The organism is Massilia sp. YIM B02769 (genome assembly GCF_030411995.1).
In the GTDB taxonomy this organism is placed as follows: Bacteria; Pseudomonadota; Gammaproteobacteria; order Burkholderiales; family Burkholderiaceae_D; genus Telluria.
Map to the genome: position 1 here is coordinate 113328 of NZ_JASNRC010000011.1, position 11650 is coordinate 124977.

Sequence of the window (11650 nt, forward strand, 5' to 3'; positions counted from 1 at the left end):
TTCTTGTTATCATGACGGGCTTTCCTTTCGATTGCGCCGGGACCGACCCGGCTTCCGGCCACGGCGCACGGCGCACCGCCGGCATCGGCAGGGGAAGCGCTGCCTGCGGCTTGCCGCTATTCTTCCGGCCCACTTCCTGTCCCCGATGCCGAATGCCCTGAGTCTCCTGTTGGTTACCACCGCGTTTTCCGTGGTCATGTTGCTGGTGCTGTCGTCGCTGGCCGGCAGCAAGGTTGCCGGTATCCGCGAATGGGGCCAGGCGAATGCGCTTGCCGTCATCGCGCTGCTGCTGTTCGCTTCGCGCGGCATCATGCCCGACCTGCTGTCGATCGAAGTGGCGAACGGCATGTACATTGCCACCATCGCGCTGATGTACGCCGGCTTCCGGCGCCACGTGGGCTTGCGCGTGCCGGAGCCGCTGTTGTTCATCGGCGGCGCGGCGACCTTGCTGGCGGTGGCCGTCTTCCACTACGGCTGGGATTCGCTGCCGCTGCGCACGGTGGCGGTGTCGGGTTATTACGCCAGCATCTGCTTCGCGATCGCCATCACCCTGCCGGTGCCGCCCGACCGCCGCCTGCGCTACCCCTTCGCCTTTACCCGCATCGCCGCCTCGGTGGTGGGCGCCATCCACCTGTCGCGCGCGGCCTTCTATGGCATGGAAGCGTGGTCGCCCATGGTCTTCCTCGACGCTTCCACCTACAACCTGGTGTTCTTCGGTTTCGGCACGCTGGCGCTGCCGGCCCTGACCCTGGGCGCGGTGATGATGTCGAATGCACAGGTGATTTCGGAAACGGCCTACGCGGCCGACCACGACCACCTGACCGGCGCACCGTCGCGCCGTGCCTTCTTCGCCGCCGCCGAGCGCGAGCATGCGCGTGCCGCGCGCCGCAACAGCGGCCTCGGCCTGCTGCTGATGGACGTCGACCATTTCAAGCGCATCAACGATACCCACGGCCACGCCGTCGGCGACCAGGTGCTGCGCGACCTGGTGCGGCATGCCCAGGAAGTCATCCGCCGCATCGATTACTGCGCGCGCCTGGGCGGCGAGGAATTCGCCGTGCTGCTGCCCGACGCCAACCTGGAGACCGCGCTGGCGGTGGCCGAACGCGTACGCGCCGCGCTCGACCGCGCGCTGCAGCCGGCGCCGGGCATGATTCCGGTTGCCTATACGGTGAGTATCGGGGTGGCGATGCTGGAGGAAGAAGAAAGCATCACCGGCCTGATGGCGCGCGCCGACAAGGCGCTGTACGCGGCCAAGGCCGCAGGCCGCAACCGCGTGGTGAGTGCGCCGCTGGCGCTACTCGACCGGCACGATAAACGCAGTGAGGGGCGCTAGCGCGCATGCGGTGTCAGTTTGATGATGAAACTGTCCTGTTCGTGTTCGCAACACTTTCGGTGATGCGCAGCAGTTCGTCCATGGACAGCGGTTTGACCAAGTGTTCATTGAACTGCGCCGAACGCGTCAGGAAGAAATCTTCATCGCGTCCAAGTCCAGTCAGAGCGAACAGTGGCAGTTTCCGGCCGGTTGACGTCGCCCTGATAGTCAAAGCAACTTGCACACCACTGATATCTGGAAGGCCGAGGTCGATGAACGCCATATCCAGCTGTTGCGACTGGGCGATACGGACGGCATCGTGTCCGGTAAATGCCGTCACGGCGCGATGCCCCATTGCGTCGAGCAGGGTGGCAAGCGTTGTTGCACCGTCGACGTTGTCGTCGACAACCAGGATGTCTAGCGGCGTGGGTGCCGACGACAACGGGGCGCCTTGTTGCGAACTGCTTTCGCGTGCCTGCGTCAGCGGCAAGGTCACGGTGAAACAGCTTCCCTGATCGAGGCCATCGCTGGAGACCGATACATCGCCGCCATGTAGTTCCACCAGCTGCTTGACCAGGCTGAGGCCAATCCCCAGCCCACCCTGGGATTGCACACCTACCGAATGCACTTGTACGAAGATGTCGAATACGTCCTGCATTTGCGATTCGGTCAGGCCGATGCCTTGATCGCATATATTCACCACCGCTTTGCCATTCACACTGAGCTGTTCGACCTTCACCGTGGTCTCGGGTGGAGAATACTTCGAAGCATTGGTCAGCACGTTCGTGAACACCTGCACCAGACGCAGTTCGTCCCCCATGATCCACATGTCATCGTCCGGCATCCGGAGGTCGAGCTGCTGGCGTTTAAGACTCAGATGTGGAGTGACGCTTTCCGATGCGCGCTCCATTATTCGCTGTAGCGGCAATGGTTTGTTCTCGATCTCGATCTTGCCCGCGCTGATGCGGCCAACTTCCATCAGGTCGTTGATCAGGGCTGACAGGCTGGCAACCTGGCGCTCGATGACTTCGCGGGCTTTCTCGCGTGCCGGCCTATGCGATGACAACTTGATGAGCTGGACGGCGGAGGATATCGGCGCGAGCGGGCCCCGCAACTCATGCGCGAGGGTGGCCAAGTACTCGTTCTTGCGGCGGTCGGCGACGCGCAAGGCTTCACTGATCGCCCGCGTTTGCGCGGCCGCGCGCTCTCGTTCGGTATGGTCGGACGAGATGACCAGGATATTCAGCAGCCGCCCGGACGTATCGAGCACCGGAACCGCACGAGCAATGAAAAAACGGTCCGCACCATGCCGGTCCGTGAAGTCGAAGTCGAACTCCCGCTCGCATTTGCTGCGCATCACCCCATCGAGGACTGCGTTCCAGCGTGTCGCAAAGGGATAGTCGAAGCCGCTTTGGTCGACCCGTCTGCCGATATAGAACGAAGAGGGTTGGCCGGTCAACTCTTCGATTTTCTTGGAAATGAATAGGAAGCGACCATCACCGTCGAAGCGGCTGATGATGTCCGGCAAATTTTCGGCGACCACCATCAATTCCATCTCCTGGTGTTGCTTCGAAAGTTGCATTTGGGTTAACTCCGTGACGTCGATCACGACGCCGTTCAAACCCGTAGGATTGCCTTCCTTGCCATAGACGACCTGCCGCTACTCTGGATGTACCGAACCTGATCGCTACCGACGACAAGGCGATAGCGCATCTGGTAGTCGGTGCGGTCGCGCGATGAAGCGGCAAGCGCGTCTTCGACCGCCGCCAGATCCTCAGAGTGGATAAGAGACCGGAACATGGCATAAGTCACGGGCGAACCGGGCTGCTGTCCAAACATGCGGTAGCTACAGGACGACCAGCTGAGCTGATCGCTCTCCAGATCCCAGGTATAAGTGCCAATACCTGCCAGGTCGAGTACATGTTCAAGTACGCTGACCCGCTGGCCGGCGCCCAGCGCATCCTTGCGTCGTTCGCTCGCCGGATCTCTAAGTAGAGGGGCGGGAACGCGCTGAAGACGACCGGTAAGCCCAGCGGCAAGGACGGTCAGTCCAGCTCCCGCCAATATTCCGATGCCTGCCGCTGCAATTGCCACGCCGTCCATAACTCATCCTCCGTCAAGGTCAGGATTGTGGCATTTGTCGAATTTGAGCGCCAGTAAAATTACAATCTTTCTATTTAGCTATGAAAAATGAGGATTTTGAAGGTTACCGGCACTCGGCCGCCATGGCGCCGGCGCGGGCGCTGCGCTGGGTGCGCTCGGCGTCGCTGAGATAGCGTTTCTGGCCATCCGGGCCCATTTCGGCAATGCGGATGCCCGAGTCGTACATCTGCTTGGCCTTGCGGACCTCGGAACAGTATTCGGCGTTCTGCGCGTCGATGCGCGCCTTTTCCTGGGCCTTGAGGTCGGCTTCCTGGCTCTCCTTCTGGCGCTTGCGGAAATCGGCGTCCTTTTCGGCCAGGGTCTGCGGGCCTTTCGGCGCCTTGGCAGCCGTGCCGTCGGCCGGGGCGCCTGGCGTGACAGCGGCCGTTCCCGGAGGCTGGGCAGGCGCGGACGGCGGCTGCGCCGGCTTGGCGGCAGCGGCGCTGGCCGATGCCGGTTGGGCTGCGAACGCAGGCAGGCCAGGCGCCTTCAGGATGCGCGCCGGCGGCGTGCCCGGCGGAGGCGGCTGGTCGGAATAATGGCGCACGCCTTTCGGATCGACCCACACGAATTGCGCCTGGGCCAGGCCGGCGGCAAACAGCAGGGCGACGGCGGCGACACGGCGCAACAGTGGAGCAGGGGAGGAGTGCTTCATCAAATATTTCCTTACGTAACTATTCGAGATTTCGCCATGATTCACCCCGGCTGTCAATCGCGGATAAGGCTGGGCTGGTATTAATTTCGAGGGTCCGTGCGCCGAGAACCACAGGTTTCTGTATAATTCACTTTTGCGCCTATAGGAAAATGCTATGCGTCTACTCCAAAAAGCACTCACGTTCGATGATGTGCTGCTCGTCCCGGCCTACTCCAATGTTCTTCCGGCTGACACTTCCCTCCGTACCAAGCTGACCCGGAACATTACGCTGAACATCCCGCTGCTGTCCGCGGCCATGGACACCGTGACCGAGGCGCGCCTGGCCATTGCGATGGCCCAGGAAGGCGGCATCGGCATTATCCACAAGAATTTGCGCCCGGCCGACCAGGCTAGAGAAGTCGCGCGCGTGAAGCGCTTCGAAGCCGGCGTGTTGCGCGACCCGATCACCGTCCCGCCGACGATGACCATCCGCGACGTCATCGCCCTGCAGCACCAGCATGGTTTCTCCGGCTTCCCTGTCGTCGAAGGCAAGCAGGTGGTCGGCATCATCACCAACCGCGACCTGCGTTTCGAGGAAGACCTGGATGCGGAAACCCGCACCAAGATGACCCCGCGCGAAAAACTCGTGTACGTCAACGAGGAAGCGGACACCGAAGAAGCCAAGCGCCTGATGAACAAGCATCGCCTCGAGCGCGTGCTGGTCGTCAACGAAGCCTTCGAGCTGCGCGGCCTGATCACCGTGAAGGACATCCTGAAGTCGCACGAGCACCCGTTCGCATCGAAAGACGCGCAGGGCAAGCTGCTGGTCGGCGCCGCCGTCGGCGTGGGCGAGAAGGACCGCGAACGCGTGGAACTGCTGGTCGCTGCCGGCGTCGACGTGCTGGTGGTCGACACCGCCCACGGCCACTCGCAAGGCATCCTGGACGCCGTCAAGACGATTAAAACCCGCTACCCGCACGTGGACGTCATCGGCGGCAACATCGCCACCGCGGCCGCCGCCAAGGCGCTGGTCGAGGCCGGCGCGGACGCCGTGAAAGTCGGCATCGGCCCAGGCTCGATCTGCACCACCCGTATCGTCGCCGGCGTCGGCGTGCCGCAGATTACCGCGATCTCGAACGTGGCCGAAGCATTGGCCGGCACCGGCGTGCCCTGCATCGCCGACGGCGGCATCCGCTTCTCGGGCGACGTCTCGAAAGCCCTGGCGGCAGGCGCCTCCACCGTCATGATGGGCTCGATGTTCGCCGGTACCGAGGAAGCGCCGGGCGAAGTCATCCTGTACCAGGGCCGCAGCTACAAGTCCTACCGCGGCATGGGTTCGCTGGGTGCGATGGCCGAAGGCTCGGCCGACCGCTACTTCCAGGATGCTTCGGCCAAGGCCGAGAAGTTCGTCCCGGAAGGCATCGAAGGCCGCGTCGCCTACAAGGGCAGCGTGCTGGCGATCATCTACCAGCTGGTCGGCGGCGTGCGCCAGTCGATGGGCTACTGCGGCTGCGCGACGATCGACGAACTGCGCGAGCGCGCCGAATTCGTCGAGATCACCTCGGCCGGCATGCGCGAATCGCACGTCCACGACGTCCAGATCACCAAGGAAGCGCCGAACTACCGTTCGGAATAATGCTTGATAAGCGGCCGATAACGGCCGCTTTTGGTATTAATCTGCGCTCAGCCGCCTTTGTAGGGTGGGCACTCGTGCCCACCGCTCGCCATGTGAACATCCGCGACACGCATCTACCGGCGACCACAACATTCTTACTTTTTGACTGCCTCAATGCACTCCAAAATCCTCATCCTCGACTTCGGCTCCCAGGTCACCCAACTGATCGCCCGCCGCGTGCGCGACGCCGGCGTCTTCTCCGAAGTCTTCCCCTACGACATCGGCGACGACTTCGTCCGCAACTACGGCGCCTCCGGCGTCATCCTCTCGGGCAGCCACAACTCGACCCTGGAAGGCGACTCCCCACGCGCCCCGCAAGCCGTGTTCGAACTCGGCGTCCCGGTGCTGGGCATCTGCTACGGCATGCAAACCATGGCCGCCCAGCTCGGCGGCAAGGTCGAAAACGGCAAAGTACGCGAATTCGGCTACGCCGAAGTGCGCGCCCGCGGCCACACCAGGCTGCTGAACGGCATCAACGACTTCGTCACCGGCGAAGGCCACGGCATGCTGAAGGTCTGGATGAGCCACGGCGACAAGGTCCTGGAAATGCCGGAAGGCTTCAAGCTGATGGGCTCGACCGACAGCTGCCCGGTGGCTGCCATGGCCGACGAAGAGCGCCGCTTCTACGCACTGCAATTCCACCCGGAAGTCACCCACACCACGCAAGGCGAAGCCATCATCGGCCGCTTCGTGCACGAGATCTGCGGCTGCAAATCCGACTGGAACATGCCGGACTACATCGGCGAAGCTGTCGAAAAAATCCGCGCGCAAGTCGGTTCAGATGAAGTCATCCTCGGCCTGTCCGGCGGCGTCGATTCCAGCGTGGCCGCAGCCCTGATCCACCGCGCCATCGGCGACCAGCTGACCTGCGTGTTCGTCGACCACGGCCTGCTGCGCAAGGACGAGGGCAAGATGGTCATGGACATGTTCTCGAAGAACCTCGGCGTCAAGGTGCTGCGCATCGATGCCGAAGACCAGTTCATGGGCCACCTGGCCGGCGTGACCGATCCCGAGCAGAAACGCAAGATCATCGGCCGCGAATTTGTCGAAGTGTTCCAGGTGGAGGCGGGCAAGCTGACCAACGCGAAGTGGCTGGCGCAGGGAACGATTTATCCGGACGTGATCGAGTCGGCCGGTAAAGGTAAAAAGGGCCAGACGATCAAGAGCCACCACAATGTGGGCGGGCTGCCTGAGACCTTGAATTTGAAGCTGCTGGAGCCGCTGCGCGAACTGTTCAAGGATGAAGTGCGAAAACTCGGCGTGGCGCTGGGGCTGCCGCATGACATGGTCTACCGTCATCCGTTCCCGGGGCCGGGCCTGGGCGTGCGTATCCTAGGTGAAGTAAAGAAGGAATACGCCGACCTGCTGCGCGAGGCGGATGCGATCTTCATCGAAGAGCTGAGGAATACGCCGTTCGAGCTGCCAGCGGTGGCCGGGATCGATCCGGGCAAGGCGCCGGTGAACTGGTACGAGGCGACGTCGCAGGCGTTTGCGGTGTTCCTGCCGGTGAAATCGGTCGGCGTGATGGGCGATGGCCGTACTTATGAATACGTCGTCGCGCTGCGCGCGGTGCAGACGCTGGACTTCATGACGGCGCAGTGGGCGCATTTGCCGCATTCGTTGCTGGGTAAAGTGTCGAACCGGATCATCAACGAGGTGCGTGGGTTGAATCGCGTTGTGTATGATATTTCGGGGAAGCCGCCGGCGACGATTGAGTGGGAATGATTCCGCGTCTGGCACAGCCAGGCACCTGATGGCATGAAATGCCGCTAAGCCCGCGTAATTGCGGGCTTTTTTTTGTTTGTGTTTGGCACGATCTGGCAACGGGAGGAAGCGCCAAGCACCGTTTGAGCATGGCATTAAAGCTGGTATTATGGTTTGGCGATGCCATGATTGATGCCGATACCATGCTGCGTTCTTTTGTGTGTTCATGGTATTAATATTCTATAAGTTACTGTTTCGTAAGAAAAAATACGATAAATTCGAGATTTTTTCAGCATGGTATCGGAGACGAAGAAGGACAAGGTACATGCTGACCGATACCAAGCTGCGCAATCTCAAGCCCAGGGACAAACTCTACAAAGTGAATGACCGGGAAGGTCTCTATGTGGCAGTGACTCCAGCCGGCTCCATCTCGTTCCGTTACAACTACTCAATCAACGGTCGGCAGGAGACCATCACCTTTGGGCGTTATGGTGTCGGTGGCATCACCCTGGCCGAAGCCCGCGAGCTGTTGGGTGACGCCAAGAAGATGGTTGCGGCGGGCAAGTCGCCGGCCAAGGAGAAAGCCCGAGACAAGGCGCGGGTGAAAGATGCAGAGACGTTCGGTGCCTGGGCGGAGAAGTGGCTGCGTGGCTACCAGATGGCCGACTCCACCCGCGATATGCGCCGCTCGGTTTATGAGCGTGAGCTGAAGCCGAAATTCAGCAATCAGAAGCTGGTGGAGATCACCCACGAAGACTTGCGGGCGCTGGCTGATGCCATTGTTGAGCGAGGCGCACCGGCCACCGCCGTTCATGTGCGTGAAATCGTGTTGCAGGTATTTCGCTGGGCCATCGAGCGTGGGCAGAAGGTCGAAAACCCGGCAGAACTGGTGCGCCCAACAAGCATCGCTCGATTCGAGCCACGTGACCGAGCGTTGACGCCAGAAGAAATTGGGCTGATGTACCAGTACATGGAGCGAGTGGGCACAAGCCCAACAAACCGTGCGGCGGCCAAGCTGTTATTGCTGACGATGGTGCGCAAGAGCGAGCTGACCAATGCGACCTGGAGCGAGATCAATTTCAGCGAAGCGTTGTGGACGATTCCAAAGGAGCGGATGAAACGCCGTAACCCGCACCTGGTATTTCTGTCCCAGCAGGCTCTGGATATTTTCATTGCCATGAAAACCTTTGCCGGTGGTTCCGACTTCGTTTTGCCATCACGGTACGACTCGGATGCGCCGATGAGCGCTGCCACACTTAACCAGGTGCTGACGCTGACTTACAAGGCGGCGCAGAAAGATGGGAAGTCACTTACCAAGTTCGGACCGCATGATTTGCGGCGCACAGCCAGCACGCTGTTGCATGAGGCCGGCTACAACACCGACTGGATCGAGAAGTGCCTGGCGCACGAGCAGAAGGGCGTGAGGGCTGTCTACAACAAGGCTGAGTACCGCGAGCAGCGGGCGGCGATGTTGCAGGATTGGGCCGATATGATTGATGAGTGGACTTCGGGAGGCAGTAAGGGTTGATGTTTTTGCTATCTTTGATAGCATTGAAGTTGATGCCGTGAATTTATAAATAAGGCCGCCATTGGCATCGGGCAGGTCAATTACCGATTAGCTGCTTCGCGCAGCTACTCGATGAATAGCAACTATTCATTTGAGAGGTATTGACCCATGCAAAATATAAAGACCCTCATCAACAGGAAGAAGCTCCTGGAGATGATCCCGCTTTCGACACGAACAATTTATAACCTGGAGCAGCGAGGGGATTTTCCACGCCGTATCGCGTTAACCAATAGAAATGTCGCCTGGGATTTGTCAGAGGTCGAAGAGTGGATTGAGGCACGTAAATCATCGGGTGATCAAGCTGCGCGACCTGGCCCTATAGAGGGCTAGTTATATGGCTCTTGATCTTATGGCGGCTTTCACGGAATTGCCGCCACCCATTGATTATGTTCTGCCTAATATGGTTGCTGGCACTGTTGGTGCTCTTGTGTCGCCTGGTGGGGCTGGTAAATCCATGTTGGCCCTTCAATTGGCTGCACAGATTGCAGGCGGGCCTGATTTACTTGAAATAGGCGAGTTTCCCACCGGGCAAGTGGTCTATCTGCCTGCTGAAGATCCACCGGCCGCTATTCACCATCGTCTGCACGCCCTTGGGGCACACCTCAGCGCAGCGGAACGGCAAGCCGTGGCTGATGGTTTGCTCATTGAACCCTTGATCGGTAAATGCCCAAACATCATGGCTGCTAGCTGGTTCGATGCTCTCAAACGAGCCGCTGAAGGTCGTCGCTTGATGATCTTGGACACTTTGCGGCGCTTCCACATTGAGGAGGAGAACGCTAGCGGGCCGATGGCGCAGGTTGTTGGGCACATGGAGGCCATAGCCGCTGATACAGGCTGCTCCATTGTGTTTCTGCACCACGCGAGTAAAAGCGCAGCCATGATGGGGTCGGGCGATCAACAGCAGGCCAGTCGTGGATCGTCCGTACTGGTTGATAACATCCGTTGGCAATCGTACCTATCCGGCATGACGCAAGGCGAGGCCGAGATACTGGGGGTCGATGATTGTCAGCGTGGGTATTTTGTCCGCTTTGGCGTCAGCAAGGCCAACTATGGCGCACCTTTTCAAGAACTCTGGTTTAGACGGCACGACGGCGGCGTGTTGAAGCCTGCTGTACTGGAGCGGCAGTGCAAGGTGAAAAGGAGACAGCGTGAAGAAGCCTAAGCATGACCTGACCCACGTCCGACATGATCCCGCGCACTGTTTGGCACCTGGCCTGTTCCGCAGCCTCAAGCGTGGCGATCGCAAACGCTGCAAGCTGGACGTGACCTACACCTTTGGCGAGGACGAATCCATGCGTTTCGTCGGATTCGAACCTCTCGGGGCCGATGATATGCGTCTTTTGCAAGGCATCGTGGCCCTTGGCGGCCCGAACGGCATCTTGCTAACCCCGGAACCGACCAGTGAGACGGGGCGACAGCTACGGCTATTCCTTGAACCCCGTTTCGAAGCCATTGAGCAAGACGGCTTGGTGGTTCGTGAGAGCCTGACCAAACTGCTCTCAGAAACGGGCATGACGGATAGCGGCGACAACATCAAGGCGCTCAAAGCCAGCCTGCTGCGCATGTCGAACGTCACCATCCTTGTGACGAAGGGACGGCGGCAAGCCGCGTTCCACCTGATGAGTCATGCTTTTGACGAGACGGACGGCAGGCTATGGGTTGCCCTGAATCCGCGTATTGCCGAAGCGATCCTGGGGCATCGTCCATATGCCCGTATCGACATGGCGGAAGTGCGGGTGCTACAGACTGATCCGGCACGGCTGATGCACCAACGGCTATGCGGCTGGATCGACCCCGGCAAATCCGGGCGCGTGGAACTGGACACGCTTTGCGGCTATGTCTGGCCAGATGAAGCCAATGCCGAAGCTATGAAAAAACGCCGTCAGACTGCCCGGAAGGCACTGGCCGAACTTGCCGCCGTGGGTTGGGTAGTGAACGAATACGCCAAGGGAAAATGGGAGATCAAGAGGCCTGGCCCCACGGCAACTGCACCCGTTTACCGTCGTAACGTTCCCTTGTTACCGTCGTAACGCTCCCCTTCTGCCGTCGTAACGTTCCCCGTCCCAATTTGGAAAACCCAGACGGTGCGCTGCTTTGCGGGCAGTTTGGGAAATCCATCCAAGATTATCTAAAGATAATCCATCATGCGCGGTGCAGCTCGCGCCTTGAGGGCGCGTTCTGACCTTGCCAATAAAGCCCTGGCGGGCTTTATCAATCGGCCATAGGCCGATGGTTTAACGCCAAGAAGAGAAGGCGGCTTCAGTGGCCGCTGAAACGCCTTGTGAGAGGGGAAAACAACCCGGAGTCCCTTATTCCATGAGCTGAAGCAGAATCTGCGTCTAACGGTGCTGGAGGGCCGCTGTGTGCACTTGTAGTTATCTGTACTGAAACCTTGGCTCGAAACGTGAAATGGCTAAGCAGTGCCCATTCGTTCGGTAAGAATAATAAGAAGATTATTATTCTTATTATTACCAAGCAGGAATGAGCCGTGTGTGTTGGACGCCCATAACCAGTAACCTGCGTGAAGGTGTCAACATCAGGAAAGGTTGCCCCTCAAGTATCAATACGTCGCCTTAGTGGTATGACGGGAGGGGAGGCAAATTTCTTGTGTTC

At 59.9% G+C, this 11650-nt stretch carries 10 protein-coding genes; 7 read left to right on the plus strand and 3 right to left on the minus strand.

The window, feature by feature from the left end:
* Positions 1-145 precede the first annotated feature (145 nt).
* Complete coding sequence (locus QPK31_RS18620) at positions 146-1336, plus strand: diguanylate cyclase (protein WP_290424391.1); 1191 nt, start codon at positions 146-148, stop codon at positions 1334-1336.
* A gap of 13 nt (positions 1337-1349) precedes the next feature.
* Here QPK31_RS18620 and QPK31_RS18625 read toward each other — a convergent pair whose 3' ends face one another.
* From QPK31_RS18625 to QPK31_RS18635, 3 genes are all read right to left on the minus strand, one after another.
* Complete coding sequence (locus QPK31_RS18625) at positions 1350-2897, minus strand: ATP-binding protein (protein WP_290424392.1); 1548 nt, start codon at positions 2895-2897, stop codon at positions 1350-1352.
* Positions 2898-2932: 35 nt separating this feature from the next.
* Positions 2933-3418: a PAS domain-containing protein gene (locus QPK31_RS18630; protein ID WP_290424393.1), complete on the minus strand. Its 486-nt coding sequence runs from the start codon at positions 3416-3418 to the stop codon at positions 2933-2935.
* Between the two features lie 103 nt (positions 3419-3521).
* Complete coding sequence (locus tag QPK31_RS18635; RefSeq protein ID WP_290424394.1) at positions 3522-4112, minus strand: DUF4124 domain-containing protein; 591 nt, start codon at positions 4110-4112, stop codon at positions 3522-3524.
* A 154-nt stretch (positions 4113-4266) separates the two neighbouring features.
* Between QPK31_RS18635 and guaB the strand changes: the two genes are divergently transcribed.
* The 6 genes from guaB to repC all read left to right on the plus strand — a co-directional run bounded on the left by guaB (position 4267) and on the right by repC (position 11067).
* The gene (gene guaB, locus QPK31_RS18640; RefSeq protein WP_290424395.1) at positions 4267-5727 is read left to right on the plus strand and encodes an IMP dehydrogenase; all 1461 of its coding nucleotides are present in this window, start codon (positions 4267-4269) and stop codon (positions 5725-5727) included.
* 153 nt (positions 5728-5880) lie between these two features.
* A complete protein-coding gene (gene guaA, locus QPK31_RS18645) occupies positions 5881-7491 on the plus strand; it encodes a glutamine-hydrolyzing GMP synthase (protein ID WP_290424396.1) in 1611 nt (536 codons plus the stop codon).
* A gap of 304 nt (positions 7492-7795) precedes the next feature.
* On the plus strand, positions 7796-8998 hold the full coding sequence (locus tag QPK31_RS18650; protein ID WP_000954590.1) for a site-specific integrase: 1203 nt from the start codon (positions 7796-7798) through the stop codon (positions 8996-8998).
* Positions 8999-9145: 147 nt separating this feature from the next.
* On the plus strand, positions 9146-9367 hold the full coding sequence (locus QPK31_RS18655) for an AlpA family transcriptional regulator (RefSeq protein ID WP_290424397.1): 222 nt from the start codon (positions 9146-9148) through the stop codon (positions 9365-9367).
* A 4-nt stretch (positions 9368-9371) separates the two neighbouring features.
* The gene (locus QPK31_RS18660; RefSeq protein ID WP_001162384.1) at positions 9372-10199 is read left to right on the plus strand and encodes a helicase RepA family protein; all 828 of its coding nucleotides are present in this window, start codon (positions 9372-9374) and stop codon (positions 10197-10199) included.
* Entirely contained in the window at positions 10186-11067 is an 882-nt protein-coding gene (gene repC / locus QPK31_RS18665) for a replication protein C, IncQ-type (RefSeq protein ID WP_000743064.1), read from the plus strand. The genes QPK31_RS18660 and repC overlap by 14 nt, the downstream gene beginning before the upstream one ends.
* Positions 11068-11650: the final 583 nt, after the last annotated feature.

Excerpts from the sequence above, each read along its gene's own strand:
- QPK31_RS18660 (WP_001162384.1), top strand. The coding sequence starts at position 9,372 with ATGGCTCTTGATCTTATGGCGGCTTTCACGGAATTGCCGCCACCCATT.
- QPK31_RS18630 (WP_290424393.1), bottom strand. The coding sequence starts at position 3,418 with ATGGACGGCGTGGCAATTGCAGCGGCAGGCATCGGAATATTGGCGGGA.
- QPK31_RS18625 (WP_290424392.1), bottom strand. The coding sequence starts at position 2,897 with ATGCAACTTTCGAAGCAACACCAGGAGATGGAATTGATGGTGGTCGCC.
- guaA (WP_290424396.1), top strand. The coding sequence starts at position 5,881 with ATGCACTCCAAAATCCTCATCCTCGACTTCGGCTCCCAGGTCACCCAA.
- QPK31_RS18650 (WP_000954590.1), top strand. The coding sequence starts at position 7,796 with ATGCTGACCGATACCAAGCTGCGCAATCTCAAGCCCAGGGACAAACTC.
- QPK31_RS18635 (WP_290424394.1), bottom strand. The coding sequence starts at position 4,112 with ATGAAGCACTCCTCCCCTGCTCCACTGTTGCGCCGTGTCGCCGCCGTC.
- QPK31_RS18620 (WP_290424391.1), top strand. The coding sequence starts at position 146 with ATGCCGAATGCCCTGAGTCTCCTGTTGGTTACCACCGCGTTTTCCGTG.
- QPK31_RS18655 (WP_290424397.1), top strand. The coding sequence starts at position 9,146 with ATGCAAAATATAAAGACCCTCATCAACAGGAAGAAGCTCCTGGAGATG.
- guaB (WP_290424395.1), top strand. The coding sequence starts at position 4,267 with ATGCGTCTACTCCAAAAAGCACTCACGTTCGATGATGTGCTGCTCGTC.